We start from the raw sequence: 23044 nt of genomic DNA, 5'->3' as shown, positions 1-23044 counted from the left end.
CGTAGTGGCGGCCAGGAAAACGATTCCGAAAAATTTTCGCATGTCCGAAAGTCCTCGCGGCGGCCTATGCCCCTGACAACAACCCTTGCGGGCATCAACGGTCCGAAGTCAATTGTTGCAGACGCGGCCTGGGACTGAAAATTCAAATACAAGTGAAGTGGGCTGTCGTGTCTCCGCGGACCGCGAGAAAACGCTGCGCCGCGTAGCGCCCTAAGGCCGCCGCGCTCAAGATGTCGGGCGAGCGGACTGGACTGACATCAGGAACTGCTCCGGTCGAACGGCCGCGCCTGTTCAGCAAGGTTCTGCCCAAAACCTCAGTGTGCGGAGCAGGACGAGCCGACCGATCCGCAATTGGGCGGGACGGAACCGGGCTGGCCGGCGGTGTTCTGGCAGCCCGCCAGCGCGCTCATGACGAAGCCGGCGATGACCAACATTCCGAGAAACCGCCGCATGTCCGAACTCCTCGGTCCAACCCGCGCAATTGCGCGGGATGACATGCCCTCATCCGCCCCGGTCAATACTTATAGGTGAAATGCCTGCCGGCAAGTCCGCGGCAGCGGTCGGCCTGCATACTCCTGTCAACGTACCGCCAAAAACCTTCTCGCTGCGTAAAGCGCCACCGCCGCCGCGTTCGACACATTGAGCGAGCGGATGGCGCCCGGCATGTCGAGCCGGGCCAGCGCGGCGACGGTTTCGCGCGTCTTCTGGCGCAGCCCCTTGCCTTCGGCGCCGAGCACCAGCGCCAGCCGTTCACCGGCAAAGCTTGCCTCCAGTTCCGCGGGTCCCTCCGAATCGAGGCCGATGCTGCGGAAGCCGGCCCCGTGCAGTTCGTCGAGCGCGGCGGCCAGATTCTTCACCTCGATCAGGTCGATATGCTCCAGGGCGCCCGAGGCGGCCTTTCCCAGCACGCCGCTTTCGGTCGGGCTGTGGCGCGACGTGGTGATCAGCGCGCCGGCGCCGAAGGCCACCGCCGAGCGCAGCACCGCGCCGACATTGTGCGGATCGGTCACTTGGTCGAGCACCACGACGAGGTTGGTTTCGCCCAACGCCGACAGCGGTTTTGGCTTCAGCGGCAGCGCATCGATCATCACGCCCTGATGCACGGCCTCGCTGCCGGTCAGCCTGTCGATATCCTTCGGCTCGACCAGGTCCGTCTTGAAGGGCAGGGCGGTTATGTCCGAAATACCCAGCCGCTCCAGCGCGTTGCGGGTCACCAGCATGGTCTTGATCTTGCGGCGCGGATTGTCGAGCGCGGCGCGCACCGTGTGCAGGCCGTAGAGCCGCACCAGCCCGTCAGCCGGGCCGTCGCCGGCCGGGATCGGCGCGCGCGGACGCTGCACCGGGCCGCCGGCCTTCTGGTCGCGATGCGCGCGCCGCAGTTTTGCGTAATGCGTATCTTTGGGGGTGCCGGATTTTTTGTCGTCGCTCATTGTTCGCCTATAGCCGGGATGCCGCGCATTTCACAGGCGGGCCTCTCCGAAATTGCGGTCGAATTCGAGTTTGGCGTGGTTGACAGGATTTTGCCGGCCCTCCATAAGGCGCTTCGCTTTCCGGGCTTACAGTTCCCCCGGACGGCACGCAGCCTCGAAAACAGGCTCCGGACGGTAGGAAGGGTGCCCGAGTGGTTAAAGGGGACGGACTGTAAATCCGTTGGCTCAGCCTACGTTGGTTCGAATCCAACCCCTTCCACCACCTCCGGATATTGCATAAGGTTGCGACGCGACGCGGGTGTAGCTCAATGGTAGAGCAGCAGCCTTCCAAGCTGAATACGAGGGTTCGATTCCCTTCACCCGCTCCAATTGCCCTATGATCGTCCTGCCCTGAGCTGATCGCGCGCCTCCATCAGCGCGAAACCCAGCAAGTTCTCGCCGCGCCACAATAGCGGGTTCTCGGCGCCGGCATCGTCCGCCGCCATGCCAATGCCCCAGATGCGGTCGACCGGGCTTGCCTCGATCAGGATCCGGTTGCCGGTGTTCAGCAGAAAATCCTTCAACGACGGGCTCTGACCAAACTTCGCGACGCTGCCCGCCAGCACGATCCGATACTTTTCCTTGTTCCAGAGATCGTTGTCGAAGCCGGAGACCTTTCGCCCAAGCTCCTTCGCCTGCTTGGGGCTCGTTGCCTCGGCGATTTTCGCGGCGATGGCCGTATCATGGAACAGCAGCGCCTTCTGCCGCATCATCCAGTGCTCGGCGGTCGCGTATTTGTGCCCGCCGACCATGAACGGCGCCGGCCACCACTGGCTGAAACAGGATGAGGAAAGGCTCCCGTCCTTCGCCGCTTGGTGGCCCCAGAAAAACAGGAAGCGCTGCTTCGCCTTTCGCCTGAACTCTTCTTCCAGCCAGGCGCGGTGGTATTTCATGCCGGAAATGTCTCCGTTCCCTGGCCATGCCGATCCTGACCGCCGCCGAGTAAGGCGGCGGGATCAGCAGCGTTTACGCAATGCCGCCGCTGTTTAGCTGAATTTAAACCATGTTGCGACATGATGAGGCCGTTCGAGTAACGAGTGCTTGCCATGTCGCGTGATCACAACAGCCAAGACGCATTGAAGCTGACCCGCCGCACGTTCCTGGTCGCGGCCGGTTCGACGACGCTCGCCGCCTGTTCGCCGTCGCTGGAGGGGGCGGGGCTCGACATGAGTTCCACCGGCTCGATCCGGCCGAAGATCAGCGTCGACGCGGCCGTCACCAATCCGGCGACCATGTACGCCTCGGTCACCGAAGGACCGTTCGTCCTGCCGGCGATCCCCTACGAAAAAATCCCGCGCGAGTTCCGCCGCCAGATCGTGCAGGATCCGACCGGCGAGGCGCCCGGCACCATCGTCGTCGATCTCAGGAACCATTTTCTCTATCTCGTGCAGAGCGGCGGCGATGCGCTGCGCTACGGCGTCGGTATCGGCAAGGCAGGGTTCGAGTGGTCGGGCCGCGCCAACATCCAGTACAAGCGCGAATGGCCGACCTGGAAGCCGCCTTCAGAGATGATCGCCCGCAAGCCGGAACTGGTGAAATGGGCGAACGGCCAGCCCGGCGGCATCGACAATCCGCTCGGCGCGCGTGCGCTCTACATCTTCAAGGACGGCGTCGACACCGGCTACCGCATCCACGGCTCGCCCGAATGGTGGACGATCGGCCAGAACATGTCCTCCGGCTGCGTGCGCATGATCAACCAGGACGTCATCGACCTTTACAACCGCGTTCCGGGCAAGACGACCGTCGTCGTCCACTGAGGTTTTGAGCCGTTTGCCGTGGCGGCTCGTCCTGCCTCGGCGCGTCCCGCCGGAGGTCGCGAGCCATGTCGATCGGGCTCGCTTTTTCAACGCTTTTTCCTCGGCTTTTTCCGGCTCCGTCCGCCGCCTTGCGCGTGCGGCCAAAAATCCTATCTAACGGACTTCCCGTGGGATAGCCGGAATGCACGACCTCGCAGGGCAGGGTGGGTGAAAACCCCTTGTCTTTTCGCGCTGTTGTCGCTAATCGGCGCCACTAAAGCAGACCTCAGAGAGCTGACGCCAAGGAAAGAGCAGAATGGCCAAGAGCAAATTCGAGCGGACGAAGCCGCATGTGAACATTGGCACGATCGGCCATGTCGACCATGGCAAGACGTCGCTGACGGCGGCGATCACCAAGTATTTCGGTGAATACAAGGCCTATGACCAGATCGACGCCGCTCCCGAGGAGAAGGCGCGCGGCATCACGATCTCGACCGCCCACGTCGAATACGAGACGGCCAAGCGCCACTATGCTCACGTCGACTGCCCCGGCCACGCCGACTATGTGAAGAACATGATCACCGGCGCGGCGCAGATGGACGGCGCGATCCTGGTGGTTTCGGCCGCCGATGGCCCGATGCCGCAGACCCGCGAGCACATTCTTCTGGCCCGCCAGGTCGGCGTGCCGTCGATCGTCGTGTTTCTCAACAAGGTCGACCAGGTTGACGACGCCGAGCTGCTTGAGCTGGTCGAGCTCGAGGTTCGCGAGCTTCTGTCGAAGAACGAGTTTCCGGGCGACGACATTCCGATCGTTCCGGGCTCGGCGCTGGCAGCCCTCGAAGACTCCAACAAGGAGATCGGCGAGAACGCGATCCGCAAGCTGATGGAAGCCGTCGACGCCTACATCCCGACGCCGGAGCGTCCGATCGACCAGCCGTTCCTGATGCCGATCGAGGACGTGTTCTCGATCTCGGGCCGCGGCACGGTGGTGACGGGGCGCGTCGAGCGCGGCATCGTCAAGGTCGGCGAGGAGCTTGAGATCGTCGGCATCCGTCCGACCCAGAAGACGACCTGCACGGGCGTCGAGATGTTCCGCAAGCTGCTCGACCAGGGCCAGGCGGGCGACAACATTGGCGCGCTGCTGCGCGGCATCGACCGCGAGGGCGTCGAGCGCGGCCAGGTTCTGGCCAAGCCCGGTTCGGTGAAGCCGCACAAGAAGTTCAAGGCGGAAGCCTACATCCTGACGAAGGAGGAGGGTGGCCGTCACACGCCGTTCTTCACCAACTACCGTCCGCAGTTCTACTTCCGCACGACCGACGTGACCGGCATCGTGACGCTGGCCGAGGGCACCGAGATGGTGATGCCGGGCGACAATGTGACGGTCGACGTCGAGCTGATCGTGCCGATCGCCATGGAGGAGAAGCTGCGCTTCGCCATCCGCGAAGGCGGCCGCACCGTCGGCGCCGGCGTCGTCGTCAGCATCAAAGAGTAGAAATCGACTTATTGGTCTACTGCGCAGGGCGGCCCTTCGGCCGCCCTGTCGCTTTTGAGGTTTCGGTGACGGCTTGCCTTGCAGCGAGTCATTCACCATCTTAAAGCTATGATCATTCCGCAGGCCTTGAACCTGCTGCGAGTGGAGAGTTTTTCGAATGGGACGTTTCGCCGTCATATCCCTGACCGACAAGGCCGCCATCCGCGTGCGCGAGATCGTCGATACGCGCGACAGCGCCAAGGGCATCCGCCTTGGCATCAAGAAGGGCGGCTGCGCCGGCATGGAATACACGATCGATCTCGTCACCGAGCCGAAGCCCGGCGACGACCATGTCGAGCGCGATGGCGCGCATGTCTATGTCGCGCCGGAGGCCGCGCTCTTCCTGCTCGGCACCGAGATGGATTTCGAGACGACGACGCTGCGCACCGGCTTCACCTTCCGCAACCCGAACCAGAGCTCGGCCTGCGGCTGCGGCGAGTCGGTCGAGTTGAAGCCCGCCGACCTCAAGGCCCTGGCCGAGGCGCGCGCGTCGGCTTAAGCGGGTTGGGCGGACGACGGCGGCACGGTTTGCCTTGATCTTGCGCGCCGCCCCTCACTGTCCTGCCGGACATCTCTCCCCGCATACGGGGAGAGAGACTCTGTTTGCTCTGATTTCGCCAATCGCCCACGTTGGAGATTAGCGAAACCGGCCTCCACAGCGTCCTTCTCCCGTTCTTGCGGGGAGAAGTGCCCGGCAGGGCGATGAGGGGCAGCGCAAACCGTCAAGATGAGCCGATCTCGGCATCACGCTGAAAACGAAAGAGAAATCGTGCCGATTCTCCCCTCGGACCATCCCTCTGCAAGCGCCCCGGCAGCGTTATTTTCTTGGCATTCATCCCCGCTCGCTCGATCCAAGCGATAATCCCGATGCCTGTGCTGGAGGCGGGCGGCGATGGACGGGACCTGGGCAATCGAACGAAACCTGGAAGCCTTGAAGCGCATCCTCGTCATGCTCGTCGCCATGGCCGGGATGGGCGTCAGGGGGCATAGCGCTGGCGACCTTGGCACTGGGGACCTTGGCACTAGGGACCTTGGCACTGGGGACCCTGGTACTGGGAGCGTTGGCGCTGGCGACCTTGGCGCTGGGGGACAGTTTACTTTCTTTCCGCGGAAAGGCGCTGCCGCTTCAAGGCAGGTGCTGGCGGAAAAAAGTAAACTGTCCCCGGCACTTACCCTCCCGCGCCATCTCTACCTCGCCATCCTGCGGCTGCTGCGTCCGGCCGAAGCGGCCGCGCGGCGGCTGATCATCGCGGCGGCGCGCGGGATCGTGGTAAAGCTTCCGCCGCTGCGCCCGCGCAAACCGAAGCCCGAGATGCTGCGGGGTCCCCGCGCCTTCATGCCAAAGGGCCCAAAGAAACGTCGCCGGCCCACCCGGCGCATCCTCTCGCTATCGCTGCTCGATCCGCCGCGTCGGCTGTTCCGCGTCTCCCGCCGCCCTGTGCCCGCCCACGCTGCCCCGCGCATCTTGGGCCTCGATTTCAACGCGACCTACCGCCCTCTGCCGCCACTGCCATCGGCGGACGATCCGATAGACGCCGCCCGTCTCGGCCAGCGCCTTGCCGCGCTCGGCGCGGCACTCGAAGACCTGCCGGGCCAGGCCAAACGCTTCGCCCGCTGGAAGGCGCGGCGCGACGCCGCGATTGCGCGGGACGGCCCCATCTCCGTCAAACGCCTCTCGCCGCTGCGGCGCGGACGTCCGCCCGGCGGCCGGCTGTCCCGCTACGATCCATCGGCGACCAATCCGCGCAACATCCGCGAGGTCGACGAGATCCTCGCCCACGCCCACGCGCTGGCCGTCTACGCGCTGGATCGCCCCGATACGTCATGACGGCGACAACGGACCAGAAAAGTTGGGTATCTGGGCCGGCGCGGATTTTTCGCGGTCTGGCAAGCATGAGGCGCGCCTTTAGAAGGCAGTCGGCAGCAGGCAATAGGCAGCCGGATCGTTTTGGGGAGTCGATCCTGGCGGCGCTGTCCGTTTCAAGTATCAAGTTGGACGGTCCGACTGCCTATTGCCTACTGCCGACTGCCTTACTACCCAGATCAAAATTCCCGCCGCGCTTGCATTTCCAAGAATCCCCCTCTATATGCCGCGCCATTCCACACACGGACTTTGGTGTCTGCCCGGGAGAAATCCGGCTGAAACCTCCGGTGGCGCGAGGAAATCATTCCGACCGCCTGTGTCCGTGGAGGCCAACCGGAAAGGAACTTTGAATGGCCCTGCCTGATTTCAGCATGCGTCAGCTTTTGGAAGCCGGCGTTCACTTCGGACACCAGACCCACCGCTGGAACCCGAAAATGGCGCCCTACATCTTCGGCGCCCGCAACAACATCCATGTCATCGACCTCTCGCAGACCGTGCCGCTGCTGCACCAGGCACTGAAGCAGGTTTCGGACGTCGTGTCGCGCGGCGGCCGCGTGCTGTTCGTCGGCACCAAGCGCCAGGCGGCCGACATCGTCGCCGATGCGGCACAGCGTTCGGCGCAGTACTATGTCAACTCCCGTTGGCTCGGCGGCATGCTGACCAACTGGAAGACGATCTCGAATTCGATCCAGCGCCTGCGCAAGCTTGACGAACTGCTTTCGGGCGAGGGCCAGGGCTTCACCAAGAAGGAGCTGCTCAACCTGCAGCGCGAGCGCGAAAAGCTCGACAAGGCGCTGGGCGGCATCAAGGACATGGGTTCGACGCCGGACCTGATGTTCGTGATCGACACCAACAAGGAGGCGATTGCCATTTTGGAGGCCAAGCGCCTCGGCATTCCGGTCGTGGCCGTCATCGATTCGAACTGCGATCCGGAGAAGATCGACTTCCCGATCCCCGGCAATGACGACGCGGCGCGCGCCATCCAGCTCTATTGCGACCTCATCGCCAAGGCGGCGATCGACGGGATCGCACGCCAGCAGGGCTCCTACGGCGTAGACCTCGGCGCTGCCGAAGAAGCTCCGGTCGAGCCGGCTCTGGAAGAGCTTCCGGCCGAGCAGACCGCTGCGGATGACTCGGCCGCCCAGGCCTGAGGTCTTTCGGGCTCGAAAGGGCCCGTCTCCATTAAATTGGGCACGCTTGTCGTGCCGGCGTCAGGCGCATCGTCGATAATCCGATGGTGCGCCAGCGCATTTTAAGAAGCAAAGAGGCGAAGATGAGCATTACTGCAGCACAGGTAAAAGAGCTCCGCGAGATCACCGGCGCGGGCATGATGGATTGCAAGGCAGCCCTTGCCGAGACCAATGGCGACATGCAGGCCGCCGTCGACTGGCTGCGCGCCAAGGGCATTTCGAAGGCCGACAAGAAGGCCGGCCGCACCGCGGCCGAGGGCCTGATCGGCGTCGATTCGGGGCTGCGCGAGGCGGTCGTCGTCGAGGTCAATTCGGAGACCGATTTCGTCGCCCGCAACGCCGCCTTCCAGGAGATCGTCAGCAACGTCGCCAAGGTCGCGCTGGCTTTCGGCCCGAACCATGACGCCATCTCCAACGCGAACTATCCGCATTCCGACAAGTCGGTCGCCGACACGATCAAGGACGCGGTCGGCACCATCGGCGAGAACATGAGCTTTCGCCGCGCGGCAAAACTGTCGGTCGAGCAGGGCACCGTCGCGACCTACGTTCACAACGCGGTCGCCGACGGCCTCGGCAAGCTCGGCGTGCTGGTGGCGATCGAGACCGCCGGCAATGCGGACGCGGCGCGCGCCTTCGGCCGCCAGGTCGCCATGCATGTCGCCGCCACCAGCCCGCTGGCGCTGACGGCGGAGGAAGTCGACCCGGCCGCGGTCGCCCGCGAGAAGGCGATCTTCACCGAGCAGGCCCGCGAATCCGGCAAGCCGGACAACGTCATCGAGAAGATGATCGAGGGCCGCCTGCGCAAATTCTACGAGGAGGTGGTGCTCCTCAAGCAGGCCTTCGTCATCAATCCCGACCTGACGGTCGAGAAGGCGCTGAAGGAAGCCGAGAAAGAGATCGGCGCGCCGGCCAAGATCACCGGCTTCGTGCGCTTCGCGCTCGGCGAGGGCATCGAGAAGGACAAGTCCGACTTTGCCGCCGAGGTCGCGGCCGCCGTCAAGAAGTAAGCCTTCGAAAACGATCGGCTTTCAGCCAAGGGCGTCGCGTGACATCGCGGCGCCCTTCGTGTATCGGGACTCCGCATCGGCCAGTCGGCATGCCGACGGCGGAATTGCGAGACATTTCGAGGAGTTCGATGGCCAAGCCCCACTATAAGCGCGTCCTGCTGAAGGCTTCCGGCGAGGCGCTGATGGGCGAGCAGCATTTCGGCATCGACGTTTCCGTCGTCGACCGCATCGCGTCCGACATCGCCGAGGCCCGCGCGCTGGGCGTCGAGGTCGGCGTCGTGATTGGCGGCGGCAACATCTTCCGCGGCGTCGCGGTGGCGTCCAAGGGCGGCGACCGCGTCACCGGCGACCATATGGGCATGCTCGCCACCGTCATCAATTCGCTGGCGCTCCGCACCTCGCTGGTCAAGATCGGCGTCGACGCGGTGGTGCTTTCGGCCATCGCCATGCCCGAACTTTGCGAGAGCTTTTCCCAGCGCCAGGCGACCGCCTACATGGACGCCGGCAAGGTGGTGATCTTCGCCGGCGGCACCGGCAATCCGTTCTTCACCACCGATTCGGCAGCCGCGCTCCGCGCCGCCGAGATCGGCGCCGACGCGCTGTTCAAGGGCACGCAGGTCGACGGCGTCTATTCCGCCGACCCGAAGAAGGATCCGACCGCCACGCGGTACGACCGCATCAGCCACGCGGACGTCATCCGCAAGAACCTGGCGATCATGGATACCGCGGCGATTGCGCTTGCGCGTGAAAACAACATCCCGATAATTGTGTATTCGATCCACGAAAAAGGCGGGTTCGGCGAAATTCTCAATGGCGCAGGCCATTGCACGGTCGTCGCCGATTGACCGGGAAGCCTGCGTGTCGAGTGTGGATTAAGGAGTGAGACGATGACGAACGGGGCAAATTTCGACGACATCCAGCGCCGCATGGATGGGGCGATCTCCGCATTCAAGCATGACCTGGCATCGCTGCGCACGGGTCGCGCATCGGCGAACCTGCTCGACCCGATCAATGTGTCCGCCTATGGCACGACCATGCCCGTGTCTCAGGTGGCGACGGTCTCGGTTCCCGAACCGCGCATGATCTCGGTGTCGGTCTGGGACAAGTCGATGGTCAATGCCGTCGACCGCGCCATCCGCGAATCCAACCTCGGCTTCAACCCGATCATGGACGGCACCACGCTGCGCATCCCGTTGCCGGAACTCAACGAGCAGCGCCGCAAGGAACTGGTCAAGAAGGCGCATGAATATGCGGAGAATGCGAAGGTCGCTGCCCGGCATGTCCGCCGCGACGGCATGGATCATCTGAAGAAGGCGGAGAAGGACGGCGACATCGGCGAGGACGAGCACCGAAAGCAGTCGGATCGCGTCCAGAAGATGACCGACGACACGATCTCGACCATCGACAGCCTGCTTTCCGGCAAGGAAGCCGAAATCATGCACGTCTGAGGCGCCGAGCCCATGACCACGCCCGCGCATGTCGCGATCATCATGGACGGCAATGGCCGCTGGGCAAAGGCGAGGGGCCTGCCCAGGCTCGCCGGACATCGGGCGGGGGTGGAGGCGCTGCGGCAGTCGGTCAAGACGGCGTCGAGGCTCGGCATCGAATGGCTCACCGTCTATGCCTTTTCCTCGGAGAACTGGTCGCGGCCGCCGTCGGAGGTCAGCGATCTGCTCGGCCTGCTCAAACTGTTCATCCGCCGCGATCTGGCGGAACTGCACCGCTCCGGCGTGCGGGTGCGGGTCATCGGCGAGCGGGACGACCTTCAGCCCGACATCAGGTTGCTGCTTGAGGAGGCAGAATCGTTGACCGCCGGCAACGGCGCGCTCAATCTCGTCATCGCCTTCAATTATGGCGGCCGCGACGAGATCGTGCGGGCGATGCGCAAGATTGCCGCCGATGTCGAGGCCGGGCGGACCAGTTCCGCGTCGATCACGCCGCAGACTGTTTCCGAGGCGCTCGACACCAACGGCATTCCCGACCCTGACCTGGTGATCCGCACCAGCGGCGAGATGCGCCTTTCCAATTTTCTGCTCTGGCAAGCGGCTTACAGCGAGTTGATCTTCCTTCCTTGTCTGTGGCCGGATTTTACGCCCGAGCAGTTCGAGGAGGCGTTGCGGCAGTTCAGCGTGCGGGAGCGGCGGTTCGGCGGACGCAACGAGCGCGACGTCGTCTCGTCCAGCGCCTGAGCAGAGCGCGCATGAGCAATCTCCAGATGAGAATCGTGTCGGCGGTGATTCTTGCCGCCGTCGTGCTGGTCATCACCTGGCTGGGCGGCTTGCCGTTTCGCTTGCTTGCGGCGCTTATCGCGGCGGCGATCTTCTACGAGTGGTCGCGGATGGCGCGGCCGGCGACCGGCGGCGAATTGGCGCGGGGCGGCTTCGGCTTCCTGCCGGATGCTCTGATTCTGATTTTCGCCGTGGCGATCATAATCGGCCTGCCGGCGCTGGTGCTGCTCGGCATGGCCGTGGCGGTTGTCATCCTGCTCGCGGCGTTGTCGGCAAGCCGCGGGCATGACCAGTGGTCCGCCGCGGGGTTCGGCTACGCTTCGCTGTCCGGCATGTCTCTCGCGATGCTGCGCGGGGACGATGCGGCCGGGCTCATCGCCATCCTGTTCCTGTTCGCCGTCGTCTGGGCCACCGACATTTTTGCCTACTTCGTCGGACGCGCCGTCGGCGGCCCGAAACTCGCGCCGGCGATATCGCCGGGCAAGACTCAGAGCGGGGCGCTAGGAGGGATGGTCGCCGGCGTGATTGCCGGCGTGGTCCTCGGTGTCGTCGCGGGGCTGTCGGACCTTTGGCTGCTGGCCCTCGTGGCCGCGCTGCTGTCCGCCGTCTCCCAGGCGGGCGATCTGTTCGAATCCTGGGTCAAGCGCCGGCATGGGGTAAAGGATTCGGGCTGGATCATTCCCGGTCACGGCGGCGTGATGGACCGTGTCGACGGTCTTGTGGCGGCGGCGTTCACCCTCTACCTCATCGGTTGGGCGCTTGGTGACGGCGATCGGCCGGCGCTTGGCCTGTTTGCCGGATGACGAGCGCCGGGCTATCCGACGCGAAATGGAAGAGCCTTCGATTCGCCGCCATCGCGCCATAGCGCTAGCTGGTGCGGCGGTATCGTCCGCAAGAAGGGTGTGACTTGAACGAGATTCTGTCGGCCGTCTTTGGCACGCAAGGGCTCCTCCTCGGCACCATCGTGCCGTTCCTTTTCGTGCTGACCGTGGTCGTGTTCGTGCACGAGATGGGCCACTATCTCGTCGGCCGCTGGTGCGGCATCGGCGTCCAGGCATTCTCGATCGGCTTCGGCCCCGAACTTATCGGCTTCAACGACCGCCACGGCACGCGCTGGAAGCTCTGCGCGATCCCGCTCGGCGGCTACGTCAAATTCGTAGGCGACATGAGCGTCACGAGCACGCCCGACCCGGAGGCCGAGAAGAGCCTGTCGGCGGAAGAACGCAGGATAGCCTTCCACACTCAGCCGGTGTGGAAACGCGCGCTGACGGTGTTCGCCGGGCCGGCCTTCAACTTCCTGCTGACGATTGCCGTCTTCGCGGTGCTGTTCACCGCTTATGGCCGCTATGTCGTCGAGCCGATGGTTGCCGAGGTCCGCGCCGACAGCCCTGCGCAGAAGGCTGGCTTCATGCCTGGCGACCGCTTCGTTTCCGTCGACGGAACACCGGTGACGACCTTTGCCGATGTGCAGCGCCTGGTGTCAGGCCGGGCAGGGGATTCGATCGTCTTCACGATTCTTCGCGACGGGGTGGAAAAGACGCTGACGGCGACACCGGAACTGCTGGAACAAAAGGACGCACTGGGCAATGTCGTGAAGATCGGTGCGATCGGCGTGATCAACAATGAGGAGCTTGGGCAGCCGCGACATATCGCCTACAGCCCGGGCGGCGCCCTGGTCGAAGCGGTGACCGAGACCGGGCACATCATTGTCCGCACGGGTCAATTTTTAAAACGATTTGTCGTTGGCCGTGAAGACAAATGCCAGCTCGGAGGGCCGGTAAGGATCGCCGAGATGGCCGGAAAAGCTGCCAAGGCCGGCTTCGAATGGCTGGTGCAGCTCGTTGCGCTGTTGTCGGTCGGCATCGGCATCCTGAACCTCCTGCCGATTCCGCCTCTGGACGGCGGTCACCTTGTCTTCTACGCCTACGAGGCCGCTTTCCGCCGCCCGGCGTCGGAGCGGATGATGGAGGCTGTCTACCGAACGGGAATGTTCATTGTTCTGGGTTTCATGGTGTTCGTGTTCTGGAATGACCTGTTCGGCTGCTGATTTCTCAATGAAATTGGGCTCGCCGTCCACCTTGTTACAGCATCGTTTACCATGACGACCAAATGGCGTGACACCAATGTCACGTGGGACTGCGAAGTAAACGGTGGTTAACCAGAAGCCTTGCGTATAGGGAAAATCCGGTTAATACCGTACGTGAAAATGTCCGCGACGTCCGGTTTTCTCGCCGTGGGGACTACGAGAAAAAGGTAATTTGAGCCCGATGAAGGCAGTTTCGAAGTTTCTGGGCGCCGCGTCGGCGATTGCCCTTTCAGCGGCGGTCGCCGCTCCAAGTGCTGTCGTGATGCAGTTCGCTGCGATCTCGGCCGCCGAAGCGGCTGTCGTCAGCCGTGTCGAAGTGCGCGGCAATCAGCGTGTCGAGGCGGACACGATCCGCAGCCAGGCGGGAATTGTGCCGGGCAAATCTTTCTCCAGCGCCGACATCGATGAGGCCGTGAAGCGGCTCTTCGGAACGGGGCTGTTCTCCGACGTCAAGATCAACCAGGTCGGGTCGACGCTGGTCATCGATGTTTCCGAATACCGCGTCGTCAATCAGGTGCTCTTCCAGGGCAACAAGAAAATCAAGGACGCGCCCCTTGCCGGCGCCGTCCAATTGAAGCCTCGTGGAACGTTTTCGGACGCCGCGATGGAGGCCGATGCGGAGACGATTCGCGAGGCCTATCGCCGGGTAGGCCGCGACGATGCCACGGTGACGACGCAGGTCATCGACCTGGGTGACAACCGCGTGAACGTCGTCTTCAACATCCAGGAGGGCGATCGCACCAAGATCGCGGCGATCAATTTCGTCGGCAACAATGCGTTCGGTGATCGCCGTCTCTCTGATGTGATTGCGACGAAGCGTTCGAACTTCCTGTCGTTCCTGCTGCGCGACGACATCTATGACGAAGACCGTCTGCGCGCGGACGAAGAATTGCTGCGCCGCTTCTATTTCAATCGCGGCTACGCGGATTTCCGCGTCGTGTCGGCCTTCGGCGAACTCGACGAGGCGTCGAACCAATATACGATCACCATCACGGTCGAAGAGGGTGAGCGCTACACCTTCGGCGACATCACGGTCGACAGCACCATCCCGGACGTGAACACCGAGGAGTTGCAGTCGGCGATCGAAACGCATGCCGGCGACGTCTACAATGCCAAGAACGTCGAGGACACGATCATCGCGCTGACCGAGCGGGTTGCCGGCCAGGGCTATGCATTCGCCCAGGTCACGCCGCGCGGCGATCGGAATTTCGAGAACCACACGATTTCCGTCACCTACGCGATCGACCAGGGTCCCCGTACCTACATCGAGCGCATCGAAATCCGCGGCAATGCGCGCACACGCGACTTCGTCATCCGTCGCGAGTTCGATCTGAGCGAAGGCGATGCGTTCAATCAGGTTCTGGTCCAGCGCGCCAAGCGGCGGCTGGAAGCGTTGAATTTCTTCGAGCGCGTCGATATTTCCACCGCTCCCGGCTCCGAGCCGGACCAGGTCGTCCTGGTGGTCGATGTGGTCGAGAAGTCGACGGGCGAACTGTCGATCGGCGCCGGTTACACGACGGGCGGCGACTCTCCCGGACCGTCGATCGAAGGTTCGATCACCGAGCGGAATTTCCTCGGCCGCGGCCAGTTCATCCGGTTTGCCGCGGGTGTGGGCAAGAACTCGAACGACTTCACCTTCTCGTTTACCGAGCCTTATTTCCTCGGGCGTCGTATCGCGGCCGGTTTCGACATCTTCCGCAATACCCGCAACTACGACGACTATGATACCGAGACGACCGGCGCGACCGTTCGCTTCGGCTTGCCGATCACACAGGCCCTGACCACCCAGACGGCTTATACTTTCCAGCAGGAGAAGTATGAACTCGACGATGGTTGCGACGACGACAATGGAGACGGAGTCTCGGATTGCGGTTTGTCTCAAGCGATTGTCCAAGGCGCGGAAGATAGCCCGTGGTACAAGTCGTCGATCTCGCAGTCGTTGATTTACAACACCATCGACGACATGAAGGCGCCGCATTCCGGTATCTACGCGACCATGACTGGCGAGTTTGCGGGCATCGGCGGTGACGCCAAATACGTAAAGTTCACCGCTCGGGGCTCGTACTATAAAACGCTTTCGGAAGAATACGATATCGTTGGAATGGCGCTGGCTGGCGGCGGCTACGTCGCCGGTTACGGAAGCGAATCCAACCTTCGCATCTTCGATCAGTTCCAGAGCAACGATCGTATGATCCGCGGCTTCGAGTACAATGGCATCGGTCCCTACGATGATGGGACCAGAGACAAGGATCATATCGGCGGCACGACGTATTTGAACGCCACTCTCGAGGCGCAGTTCCCGATGCCGGTCATTCCCGAGAGCTTTGGCCTGCGCGGCGCTGTCTTTGCGGACGCTGCGACGCTTTTCGGCAACAGCATTTCCAGCAGCGTCGTTTCGGACGTCGCAGGCGATGGAATGGACTGGCGTGCCTCGGTCGGCGCGAGCCTGATCTGGGCCTCGCCGTTCGGTCCGCTGCGCGTCGACTATGCCCTCCCTGTGGTCAAGCAAGACAACGACCAGGAGCAGAATTTCAACTTCGGCATGTCCACCCGCTGGTAGGCGAAATGACTGTTCCGGGCTGTAGCCCGGATCTGAAGGCCCGCATGTCCGATACTGAATTCTTCGTGCCGGCCCGGCGCTACTCGGCTGCGGACATCGCGGCGCTGACTGGTGCCGAGATAGGCACGGCTGATCTCGCGAGTATCCAGATAGGCTCCATCGCCGCCGCGTCCGTCGGCGGCGATGGGACTCTGGTTTTCGTCGAGGGAAAACGCAACGCGGCGTTGATGGACGGCCTGTCGGCCGCGGCCGTGTTGTGCACGCAGGATATTGCCGACCGTGTGCCGGCCGGTGTCGCGGTCCTGATCACGCCACGGCCGCAATATGCCTTCGCGATGATCGGCCGGCTGCTTTTTCCCGATGCAGCTTCGCCGGGACCGATGACCGGCGAAACTGGAATTTCGGCGGGGGCACATGTCGATCCCTCGGCCCGCCTTGAACCGGGCGTCGTGGTCGAGGCGGGGGCGGTCGTTTCTGCAAACGTCGAGATCGGTGCGGGGACCATCGTCGCACCGAACGCCGTTGTCGGCCGAAACTGCAAGATCGGCCGCAACGCCTATGTCGGCCCGAACGCCGTTGTCCAATATGCGCTGCTCGGCGACCGCGTAGTCATCCATGCCGGCGCCAAGATCGGCCAGGATGGATTCGGTTTTGTCTTCGGAAAATCCGGTCCCGAGCGGATCCCGCAGATCGGCCGGGTCGTCATCCAGGACAATGTCGAGGTCGGCGCCAATTCGACGGTCGATCGCGGCGCGCTCGGCGATACGGTGATCGGCGAGAATACCAAGATCGACAACCTCGTGCAGATTGCGCACAACGTTCGCATCGGCCGCAACTGCGTGATCGCCGGACTGTCCGGCATATCCGGCTCGGTAACGGTCGGCGACAACGTCATGGTGGCGGGCGGGGTCGGCATCGCCGATCATCTCAGCATCGGCAGCGGCGCACAGCTTGCGGCCCGCAGCGGCTTCATGCATGACGTTCCCGCGCGCGAAATCTGGGCGGGTTATCCTGCCAAGCCGATCGGCCAGGCGATGCGCGAGGTGGCTGTTCTGGCGAAGCTCGCGAAGCCCAAGGGGAGGAAGCAGGACGATGGCTGACGTGGCTCCAGCGGCGATGGAAGCGATCGACATCATCGGCGTCATGAAGCTTCTGCCGCATCGCTATCCGTTCCTTCTCGTGGACAGGATCGTCGACATCGACGGCGACAATTCCGCGGTCGGCATCAAGAACGTCTCGATCAACGAGCCGCATTTTCAGGGCCATTTTCCCGGCCAGCCGGTGATGCCGGGCGTTCTCATCGTCGAGGCGATGGCGCAGACGGCGGGCGCCATCTGCATCCGCAACCGTGGTTCGCACATACCGTCGATCGTCTATTTCATGACCATCGACAATGCGAAATTCCGCAGGCCGGTCGTGCCGGGAGACCGGCTCGAAATCCATGTGAAGAAACTGAAGCAGCGCGGCACCATCTGGCGTTTCGCCTGTGAGGCGCTGGTCGACGGGGCGAAGGCGGCGGAGGCAGAGATCTCCGCCATGATCGCAACGTCGGCCGCTTGAACCGGAAGATCATGCAAGACGACACATTCATTCATCCGCTGGCACTCGTCGAACCGGGCGCCAGCATCGGCGCCGGTGCGCATATCGGGCCTTTCTGTCATGTCGGACCCGACGTGGTGCTGGGCGAGCGCACGCGGCTGATCAGCCATGTCGTCATAACAGGCGCGACGACGATCGGCAGCGACTGCACCGTTCATCCGCAAGCCGTCCTCGGCGGTCCGCCGCAGAGCACCGGTCACAAGGGCGGACGCACAACGCTTACGATCGGCGACAAATGCATCATCCGCGAATATGTCAGCATCAACACCGGCACCGATTTCGGACGCGGCGCAACGACGGTCGGCAATAACGGCCATTTCCTCGCTTATGTCCACATCGCCCATGACTGCGCCATCGGCAACAATGTGACGATGACCAACGGGGCGACGCTTGCCGGCCATATCGAAGTCGGCGACTTCGTCGGCATCGGCGGGCTGAGTGCCATCCACCAGTACACGCGCATCGGCCACAACTCCTTTATCGCTGGTGGCTCGATGATCCTCGGCGACGTCATTCCCTATGCGATGGTTGGCGGCAACCGGGCTACGCTGCGCGGCATGAATGTCGTCGGCATGAAGCGCTCCGGTGTTCCGAAGGCCGAAATCCTCAAGCTGCGGCAGGCCTACAGGCTGCTCTTCGACCGTACGCACCCGCTTGCCGAGAACATCGAATCGGCCCGGGAAAGGTTCGCGGACTCCGTCTACGCGATGAAGGTCATCGACTTCCTGGTTGCGCGCGGCAAAAGGCAATTCACGCTTCCGCCGCTGAAAGGGGCGGACGATGACGACGCCGACGACCAGGACTAGCCGGCCGCTGGTCGAGCTTGGTCCGGCCGACAAGGTCGCAGTCGTTGCCGGCAGTGGGCGTCTGCCCGTGAATATAGCCGAAAGCCTGGCCCTGCATGGGCATCCGCCACTGGTGTTACGGGTGCGGGGCGAGGCTGACGACGGTTCGGCGTTCGATGCCTTCGAAACCGAGGAGATCAGCCTCGGCGAGTTCGCCGAACTGGCCCCGCGGCTGAAGCGCCGCGGCGTGACCCACGTCGTCTTGGCGGGCGGCATAAGCCGGCGGCCCGCCTGGCGGGAGATCCGCATCAGTTTCTCGCTATTTCGCCATCTGGCGAGAGCAGTGACGGCTCTGGCGCGCGGCGATGACGGGCTGTTGCGCATCCTTGTGAAGGGGATTGAGAGCGAAGGTTTCCGTGTCGTCGGCGCGCATGAGATCGTGCCGGATCTGCTCGCCGTTGAAGGCCCGATGACCCGCGCAAGACCCCTCAAATCCGACAAGTCCGATCTCGACGCCGCTTACGCGGCCGCGCGGGCGATCGGCGCGCTCGACATCGGACAGGGAACGGTATCGATCGGCGGCCGGGTGATTGCGGTCGAGGGCGTCGAGGGCACGGACGGCCTGCTGCAGCGGGTGCGCGATCTGCGCGGACACGGCCGCCTGGCGGGCAAGGGCCGTGGCGTTCTGGTGAAATGCGCCAAGCCAGGGCAGGAAATGCGCGCCGATCTGCCTTCGATCGGCCCCTTGACGGTCGAGGCCGCGCACGCGGCGGGCCTTGCCGGCATCGGCGTCGAGGCCGGCCGTTCGCTTGTGCTCGACAGCGCCGAACTGGTGGCGCGCGCCGACGCGCTGGGCCTGTTCGTCGTCGGCCTGCCGCAGGGCGGTCCCACATGAACTCCGGGCTGCTGAAGATCGCTGTGATTGCCGGCGAGGAGTCGGGGGACCTTCTTGGCCACGATCTGATCGAAGCGCTGCGACGTACCTCGGGGCGCGACGTGGAACTGATCGGAACCGGCGGGCGACACCTGGAGTCGGTCGGTTTGCATTCGCTGTTCGACGCTTCCGAGATCGCGCTGATGGGAGTGGGGGCGATCCTGCGCGACCTGCCGAGGCTGATCCGCCGCATTGGCCAAACGGCGCGCGCCATCGTTGCAGCCAAGCCGGATTGCCTTGTTACCATCGACAGTCCGGAGTTTTCGCTGCGGGTAGCCCGCAAGGTCCGCGCCGCCGATCCGTCCATCCCGATCGTCCACTATGTCTGCCCGTCAGTCTGGGCCTGGCGCCCCGGCCGCGCGCCGGCGATGCGTCCGCATGTCGATCACATCCTTTGCCTGCTGCCGTTCGAGCCCGCCGAACTCGAAAGGCTGGGAGGTCCGCCCGGAACCTTTGTCGGCCACCGGCTGACCACCGATCCGGGCATCGCGGTCGCCGCACGCATGCAGAAGGAACGGCAAGTTTCGCCCCCGGGAGATCCGCGCAACCTGCTCGTCCTGCCGGGATCGCGGCGCAGCGAGGTCAATGCGTTGCTCGGTCCGTTCGGGGAGACGCTGGCACGGCTAAGAACTCGCGGGCACCGGCTGAACCTGTCGTTGCCGACCGTGCCGCATGTCGCCGAGACTGTGCGCAAGGCCACGTCCGACTGGCCGGACAGGCCTGAAATCATCCTCGACCCGGAACGCAAGTGGCAGGCTTTCGGCGAGGCCGATGCCGCGCTAATAGCGTCCGGAACGGTCTCGCTCGAACTTGCGCTGGCCGGCGTGCCGTTCGTTTCCTGCTACAAGGTCGACGCCGTCGGCCGGATGTTCCAGTACCTGGTCACGGTCTGGTCGGCGCTGCTGCCCAACATCATCGCCGACCGTTCGATCGTGCCGGAGTTCTACAATTTCTACGTCCGCCCCGAGCATCTGGCGCGCGATCTGGAAGCGCTGTTCGCCGACACCGGAATGCGTGTTTGGCAGAAGGACGGATTCGCCGAAGTGGCGCGGCGCATGCGGACGGAAAAACCGTCGGGGGAACTGGCGGCGGAAGTGGTGTTGAAGGCAGTAGGCAGTAGGCAGTAGGCAGTATCTTTCGCTACTGCCGACTTCCTGTCCCCGACTGCCCCCATCTCTTCGCAATCGGCATAAAATCGCGGATGGTCGGGCCGGTGTAGAGTTGGCGCGGCCGGCCGGGCATCAAGAGCACCCAACTATTCCGACTGGCACCGATGCTGTCTTCGTCAGAGATCGGAGGTCTCGCTCCGAATGAAACACTCGACAGAAGGTTCTTTTACCCGCATTATGTTCTTTTTTCAGGAAGCGTTGAGGGCACCGAATATAACTGACTGGGGAGGGCGGCGAAATGCAAATAGTATTCTGGTTCGGGTTCGCTGTCTGTCTTTTGGCTGCCGCAGTAGCAAAGGCAGCAGGAAGCCTTGAAATCCCTCAGCATCTACGATCTACACCACTCCGTTCCTCGAACATATACGACGAAGGTAGGGCCGGGCGTGAAGTAATAGCCAGAATAAGGTCTGGAATATACGAGGGATATCCGACGCAATTATGTGTAGACGACCTATATCGATGCGATAATGGAATATTTCTACCATATAAGACTGAAGAAGATGGAAAAGTCAGCTACGCCATTACCATTTCTACCCAAAATTGGGATAATTATCCTAGCGAAATCCAGTATGAAATAATACAAGGAATATTAGGATTCTTATGGGGAGTCAGTAAACAGTCTCATCAACCTTTGCTATCATATTTTGCCACGACACCCGCTTCTTCTCCGCTGGACTTCTTATCTCCTTCTTCCGTTTCAATGTTTGCGAAGTTCGGGCTTTCGGGATATTTGGAAGGCGGTAAGGGAAGGCACTCCTACGGACCAAACTGTTGGTACAATGCTGTCGCATCCATCGCTGACACGCGATCGAAGTATGCGGCCTCCAGGAAACTGACTGGCGGATCGTGGGACAAGCCACGCTTTATGGGTCCAACGGAGTTCCGCTGCCATATGAGGCAGTTTACCGCGGTGGAAACGCCCGCCTTTGGTGATATTATTCGCTATTATCGAGCTGAACCCGTCTACCAGGGAGATGCGTTTGGTGGAGAGATTCACGGCGCTGTCTTTGTCGGCGACGACGATTCATTTCGAGGAGATTCTTCGAGCGCCGATAAGGTCTTTCTTACCAAGAATGGCCGCAGCGATCTCAACTTTCTGATATTCCATGACATGCAGGGTCTAGACGACTTATACAAAGGAGGCCCGGAGAATCTGAAGCATTTCTTCAGGGTGAATGAAGGTGCCGCTATCGTGGACCCTGCTGTAACGGAGGGCACTTCAGCTTGCTCAGGAGCTTATCTCATCGATCGCAAGAACTACAAAGAGAGACTCGATTGCCTTGCAGGAAGAATCGATCCTCCACCCGGGGAAGGCAAGTCTTGCTATAGTTATCCCGAGAATTGGCTAGGGGACACAGATGAGACTGCGCCGCAGCCTGAGATGAAGCCCTTTATGTTGCAGGCGCCACCTAAGGCTCGCGTACCGGCTTATAACGTAAGTGGATAGATTGGCCACAAACAGGTGGGGAAGCCTGGCCCTTCGACGCATCTCGCCGACGTTGCTATCCTCGCTCACGATTGACCGTTTGCGATGTTAGAGCGTCGGGCGGGAAGAGTGAATCGCGGGTTTCGCAGTCGTTGCAAGTCTGATTCCATGGTGGCAGGAGGTGTTTGCCATGGGAAAGCCGATTTCGTCAGACTTGCGGGAACGGATCGTGCGCGGGGTCGACGCCGGCCAATCGCGGCGTGCGATGGCGGCGCGGTTCGAGGTTGCGCCGTCGACGGCGGTGCGTCTTCAGGCACGGTATGTGGCGACCGGGTCTGTCGCGCCGGCCAGGCAGGGCCGCCCGGCGGGCTCGGGCAAGCTTGCTCCGCACCGGGATGCGATCGTCGGCAAGGTCAAGGCCAAGCCCGACATTACCATGCCGGACCTGGCTCTCTGGCTGGAGGCCGAGCACGGTGTCAGCGTCGACCCGTCAAACCTGTCGAAGTTCCTGTGCCGGGAAGGCTTCACATATAAAAAAACAGCTGCTGGCGTCGGAGAAAGAACGCAGTGACGTGAAGGCGGCGCGTCGCGAATGGCTGGATCGCCGCCAGCCCTTCATGCGGGCCCAACCGGCACGGCTTGTCTTTATCGATGAAACCAGCGTCAAGACCAACATGACGCCGCTGCGGGGACGCAGCCCTTGCGGCGAACGGTTGCCGGCCGATGCTCCGTTCGGCAAGTGGCAGACCCAGACCTTCATCGCAGGCTTGCGATGCGATGAACTCATCGCCCCGTGGGTCATCGAAGGAGCGATGGATGGTGCGGCTTTCGATACCTATGTCGAGACCCAGTTGGCGCCGCATCTGGGGCGGGGCGACGCGGTGATCCTCGACAACCTCACCGTTCACAAGAGCCCGCGCGCCGCAAAGACCCTCGCCGAGCATGGCGCCTGGTTCCTGTTCCTGCCCAAATACTCTCCCGACCTCAACCCCTGTATGGATGGCTCCTGCGGGTCAAGGTGTCGGATCGGATTTGGTGAACAGGTCGGTTGCGGCCATGGATACGGCGTCTGAATGTGCAACGAGGTCGTTGCGCGCCCTGATGAATCTCCGCTTGGAGAACAGGTCCCACTCAATCGAGCGCGCTCGAGGCGCTTCGGATTGATCGGGGTGTCCTGGTTCTTCGTCTCCGTCTGTTCGCCATCACCTCACTTTGCCCTGACCATTCCGAGAGCCCGTCAGGCGGCCTGCGGCTCGTAACGCGATCCGTCCCTGAGAACGGCGAAGATGGTTCTTGCCATGCGATGTGCCAGGGCGACGGCGACGATCTTTGTCTTCTTGCGCATCAGCATGTTCGACAGCCAGTCCGATCCCGACTCGCGCTTGAGCCTGCATCTGAGCATGATCTGCGCCATGGCGCCCAGATAGAGCAAACGCCGGATATATCGATTGCCCATCTTC

23 protein-coding genes, 2 tRNA genes and 1 pseudogene are annotated in these 23044 nt (G+C 62.8%); 22 read left to right on the top strand and 4 right to left on the bottom strand.

Annotated elements, in window-relative coordinates:
- Positions 1-314: 314 nt before the first annotated feature.
- Positions 315-452, bottom strand: a complete 138-nt coding sequence (locus ABMA59_RS13530; protein ID WP_349005890.1) for a hypothetical protein — start codon at positions 450-452, stop codon at positions 315-317.
- Positions 453-578: 126 nt separating this feature from the next.
- Positions 579-1430 (bottom strand): TrmH family RNA methyltransferase, encoded by an 852-nt coding sequence (locus ABMA59_RS13525; protein WP_349005889.1) that lies wholly within the window; start codon positions 1428-1430, stop codon positions 579-581.
- Between the two features lie 177 nt (positions 1431-1607).
- On the opposite strand from ABMA59_RS13525, the gene ABMA59_RS13520 reads away from it, so the two are divergent.
- Positions 1608-1692: transfer RNA gene (locus ABMA59_RS13520), tRNA-Tyr, on the top strand.
- Positions 1693-1724: 32 nt separating this feature from the next.
- A tRNA-Gly gene (locus ABMA59_RS13515) sits at positions 1725-1798 on the top strand.
- A gap of 6 nt (positions 1799-1804) precedes the next feature.
- On the opposite strand, the gene ybiA is transcribed toward ABMA59_RS13515, so the two are convergent.
- Positions 1805-2362: a riboflavin biosynthesis intermediates N-glycosidase gene (gene ybiA, locus ABMA59_RS13510; protein ID WP_349005888.1), complete on the bottom strand. Its 558-nt coding sequence runs from the start codon at positions 2360-2362 to the stop codon at positions 1805-1807.
- A 153-nt stretch (positions 2363-2515) separates the two neighbouring features.
- Here ybiA and ABMA59_RS13505 point away from each other — a divergent pair, with 153 nt between their 5' ends.
- The 20 genes from ABMA59_RS13505 (at position 2516) to ABMA59_RS13410 (ending at position 22657) form a co-directional block, all read left to right on the top strand.
- On the top strand, positions 2516-3226 hold the full coding sequence (locus ABMA59_RS13505) for a L,D-transpeptidase (protein ID WP_349005887.1): 711 nt from the start codon (positions 2516-2518) through the stop codon (positions 3224-3226).
- Positions 3227-3521: 295 nt separating this feature from the next.
- The gene (gene tuf, locus ABMA59_RS13500; protein WP_349005886.1) at positions 3522-4697 is read left to right on the top strand and encodes an elongation factor Tu; all 1176 of its coding nucleotides are present in this window, start codon (positions 3522-3524) and stop codon (positions 4695-4697) included.
- 157 nt (positions 4698-4854) lie between these two features.
- On the top strand, positions 4855-5235 hold the full coding sequence (gene sufA, locus ABMA59_RS13495) for a Fe-S cluster assembly scaffold SufA (protein WP_349005885.1): 381 nt from the start codon (positions 4855-4857) through the stop codon (positions 5233-5235).
- A 393-nt stretch (positions 5236-5628) separates the two neighbouring features.
- Entirely contained in the window at positions 5629-6564 is a 936-nt protein-coding gene (locus ABMA59_RS13490; RefSeq protein WP_349005884.1) for a hypothetical protein, read from the top strand.
- A 386-nt stretch (positions 6565-6950) separates the two neighbouring features.
- Complete coding sequence (gene rpsB / locus ABMA59_RS13485; protein WP_349005883.1) at positions 6951-7751, top strand: 30S ribosomal protein S2; 801 nt, start codon at positions 6951-6953, stop codon at positions 7749-7751.
- A gap of 122 nt (positions 7752-7873) precedes the next feature.
- Positions 7874-8797: a translation elongation factor Ts gene (tsf, locus tag ABMA59_RS13480; protein WP_349005882.1), complete on the top strand. Its 924-nt coding sequence runs from the start codon at positions 7874-7876 to the stop codon at positions 8795-8797.
- A 128-nt stretch (positions 8798-8925) separates the two neighbouring features.
- The gene (gene pyrH, locus ABMA59_RS13475) at positions 8926-9642 is read left to right on the top strand and encodes a UMP kinase (protein WP_349005881.1); all 717 of its coding nucleotides are present in this window, start codon (positions 8926-8928) and stop codon (positions 9640-9642) included.
- A gap of 42 nt (positions 9643-9684) precedes the next feature.
- On the top strand, positions 9685-10245 hold the full coding sequence (frr, locus tag ABMA59_RS13470; protein WP_349005880.1) for a ribosome recycling factor: 561 nt from the start codon (positions 9685-9687) through the stop codon (positions 10243-10245).
- 12 nt (positions 10246-10257) lie between these two features.
- Positions 10258-10986, top strand: a complete 729-nt coding sequence (locus ABMA59_RS13465; protein WP_349005879.1) for an isoprenyl transferase — start codon at positions 10258-10260, stop codon at positions 10984-10986.
- Between the two features lie 11 nt (positions 10987-10997).
- Positions 10998-11828, top strand: a complete 831-nt coding sequence (locus ABMA59_RS13460; protein WP_349005878.1) for a phosphatidate cytidylyltransferase — start codon at positions 10998-11000, stop codon at positions 11826-11828.
- Between the two features lie 104 nt (positions 11829-11932).
- A complete protein-coding gene (gene rseP, locus ABMA59_RS13455) occupies positions 11933-13072 on the top strand; it encodes an RIP metalloprotease RseP (RefSeq protein WP_349005877.1) in 1140 nt (379 codons plus the stop codon).
- Between the two features lie 220 nt (positions 13073-13292).
- Positions 13293-15671, top strand: a complete 2379-nt coding sequence (bamA, locus tag ABMA59_RS13450; RefSeq protein WP_349005876.1) for an outer membrane protein assembly factor BamA — start codon at positions 13293-13295, stop codon at positions 15669-15671.
- A gap of 44 nt (positions 15672-15715) precedes the next feature.
- The gene (lpxD, locus tag ABMA59_RS13445; RefSeq protein WP_349005875.1) at positions 15716-16771 is read left to right on the top strand and encodes a UDP-3-O-(3-hydroxymyristoyl)glucosamine N-acyltransferase; all 1056 of its coding nucleotides are present in this window, start codon (positions 15716-15718) and stop codon (positions 16769-16771) included.
- Positions 16764-17231, top strand: a complete 468-nt coding sequence (gene fabZ / locus ABMA59_RS13440) for a 3-hydroxyacyl-ACP dehydratase FabZ (protein ID WP_349005874.1) — start codon at positions 16764-16766, stop codon at positions 17229-17231. The genes lpxD and fabZ overlap by 8 nt, the downstream gene beginning before the upstream one ends.
- Positions 17232-17242: 11 nt before the next feature.
- Positions 17243-18076 (top strand): acyl-ACP--UDP-N-acetylglucosamine O-acyltransferase, encoded by an 834-nt coding sequence (gene lpxA, locus ABMA59_RS13435; protein ID WP_349005873.1) that lies wholly within the window; start codon positions 17243-17245, stop codon positions 18074-18076.
- A complete protein-coding gene (locus tag ABMA59_RS13430) occupies positions 18051-18950 on the top strand; it encodes an LpxI family protein (RefSeq protein ID WP_349005872.1) in 900 nt (299 codons plus the stop codon). The genes lpxA and ABMA59_RS13430 overlap by 26 nt, the downstream gene beginning before the upstream one ends.
- Positions 18947-20116, top strand: a complete 1170-nt coding sequence (locus tag ABMA59_RS13425; RefSeq protein ID WP_349005871.1) for a lipid-A-disaccharide synthase — start codon at positions 18947-18949, stop codon at positions 20114-20116. Before ABMA59_RS13430 ends, ABMA59_RS13425 begins: the two co-directional genes overlap by 4 nt.
- Before the next feature lie 934 nt (positions 20117-21050).
- Positions 21051-21605, top strand: a complete 555-nt coding sequence (locus tag ABMA59_RS13420; RefSeq protein WP_349005870.1) for a hypothetical protein — start codon at positions 21051-21053, stop codon at positions 21603-21605.
- 169 nt (positions 21606-21774) lie between these two features.
- Positions 21775-22155, top strand: coding sequence for a helix-turn-helix domain-containing protein (locus tag ABMA59_RS13415; protein ID WP_349005869.1), 381 nt, complete (start codon positions 21775-21777; stop codon positions 22153-22155).
- Positions 22058-22657, top strand: coding sequence for a transposase (locus ABMA59_RS13410; protein ID WP_349005868.1), 600 nt, complete (start codon positions 22058-22060; stop codon positions 22655-22657). The genes ABMA59_RS13415 and ABMA59_RS13410 overlap by 98 nt, the downstream gene beginning before the upstream one ends.
- Before the next feature lie 164 nt (positions 22658-22821).
- Here the strand turns inward: ABMA59_RS13410 and ABMA59_RS13405 are convergent.
- Positions 22822-23044: pseudogene (locus tag ABMA59_RS13405) on the bottom strand (IS110 family transposase); the annotation flags it as partial.

This window comes from Mesorhizobium yinganensis (assembly GCF_040081985.1).
In the GTDB taxonomy this organism is placed as follows: domain Bacteria; phylum Pseudomonadota; class Alphaproteobacteria; order Rhizobiales; family Rhizobiaceae; genus Kumtagia; species Kumtagia yinganensis.
This window is presented reverse-complemented; position numbering and strand designations above follow the sequence as displayed.

What these genes read in the sequence shown, in the direction of transcription:
- ABMA59_RS13505 (WP_349005887.1), top strand. Translation starts at nt 2,516, where the DNA reads ATGTCGCGTGATCACAACAGCCAAGACGCATTGAAGCTGACCCGCCGC.
- ABMA59_RS13425 (WP_349005871.1), top strand. Translation starts at nt 18,947, where the DNA reads ATGAACTCCGGGCTGCTGAAGATCGCTGTGATTGCCGGCGAGGAGTCG.
- ABMA59_RS13525 (WP_349005889.1), bottom strand. Translation starts at nt 1,430, where the DNA reads ATGAGCGACGACAAAAAATCCGGCACCCCCAAAGATACGCATTACGCA.
- ABMA59_RS13430 (WP_349005872.1), top strand. Translation starts at nt 18,051, where the DNA reads ATGACGACGCCGACGACCAGGACTAGCCGGCCGCTGGTCGAGCTTGGT.
- ABMA59_RS13465 (WP_349005879.1), top strand. Translation starts at nt 10,258, where the DNA reads ATGACCACGCCCGCGCATGTCGCGATCATCATGGACGGCAATGGCCGC.
- lpxD (WP_349005875.1), top strand. Translation starts at nt 15,716, where the DNA reads ATGTCCGATACTGAATTCTTCGTGCCGGCCCGGCGCTACTCGGCTGCG.
- tsf (WP_349005882.1), top strand. Translation starts at nt 7,874, where the DNA reads ATGAGCATTACTGCAGCACAGGTAAAAGAGCTCCGCGAGATCACCGGC.
- tuf (WP_349005886.1), top strand. Translation starts at nt 3,522, where the DNA reads ATGGCCAAGAGCAAATTCGAGCGGACGAAGCCGCATGTGAACATTGGC.
- lpxA (WP_349005873.1), top strand. Translation starts at nt 17,243, where the DNA reads ATGCAAGACGACACATTCATTCATCCGCTGGCACTCGTCGAACCGGGC.
- bamA (WP_349005876.1), top strand. Translation starts at nt 13,293, where the DNA reads ATGAAGGCAGTTTCGAAGTTTCTGGGCGCCGCGTCGGCGATTGCCCTT.
- frr (WP_349005880.1), top strand. Translation starts at nt 9,685, where the DNA reads ATGACGAACGGGGCAAATTTCGACGACATCCAGCGCCGCATGGATGGG.
- rpsB (WP_349005883.1), top strand. Translation starts at nt 6,951, where the DNA reads ATGGCCCTGCCTGATTTCAGCATGCGTCAGCTTTTGGAAGCCGGCGTT.
- ABMA59_RS13420 (WP_349005870.1), top strand. Translation starts at nt 21,051, where the DNA reads ATGAGGCAGTTTACCGCGGTGGAAACGCCCGCCTTTGGTGATATTATT.
- ABMA59_RS13460 (WP_349005878.1), top strand. Translation starts at nt 10,998, where the DNA reads ATGAGCAATCTCCAGATGAGAATCGTGTCGGCGGTGATTCTTGCCGCC.
- ybiA (WP_349005888.1), bottom strand. Translation starts at nt 2,362, where the DNA reads ATGAAATACCACCGCGCCTGGCTGGAAGAAGAGTTCAGGCGAAAGGCG.
- ABMA59_RS13415 (WP_349005869.1), top strand. Translation starts at nt 21,775, where the DNA reads ATGGGAAAGCCGATTTCGTCAGACTTGCGGGAACGGATCGTGCGCGGG.
- sufA (WP_349005885.1), top strand. Translation starts at nt 4,855, where the DNA reads ATGGGACGTTTCGCCGTCATATCCCTGACCGACAAGGCCGCCATCCGC.
- fabZ (WP_349005874.1), top strand. Translation starts at nt 16,764, where the DNA reads ATGGCTGACGTGGCTCCAGCGGCGATGGAAGCGATCGACATCATCGGC.
- ABMA59_RS13490 (WP_349005884.1), top strand. Translation starts at nt 5,629, where the DNA reads ATGGACGGGACCTGGGCAATCGAACGAAACCTGGAAGCCTTGAAGCGC.
- pyrH (WP_349005881.1), top strand. Translation starts at nt 8,926, where the DNA reads ATGGCCAAGCCCCACTATAAGCGCGTCCTGCTGAAGGCTTCCGGCGAG.
- ABMA59_RS13530 (WP_349005890.1), bottom strand. Translation starts at nt 452, where the DNA reads ATGCGGCGGTTTCTCGGAATGTTGGTCATCGCCGGCTTCGTCATGAGC.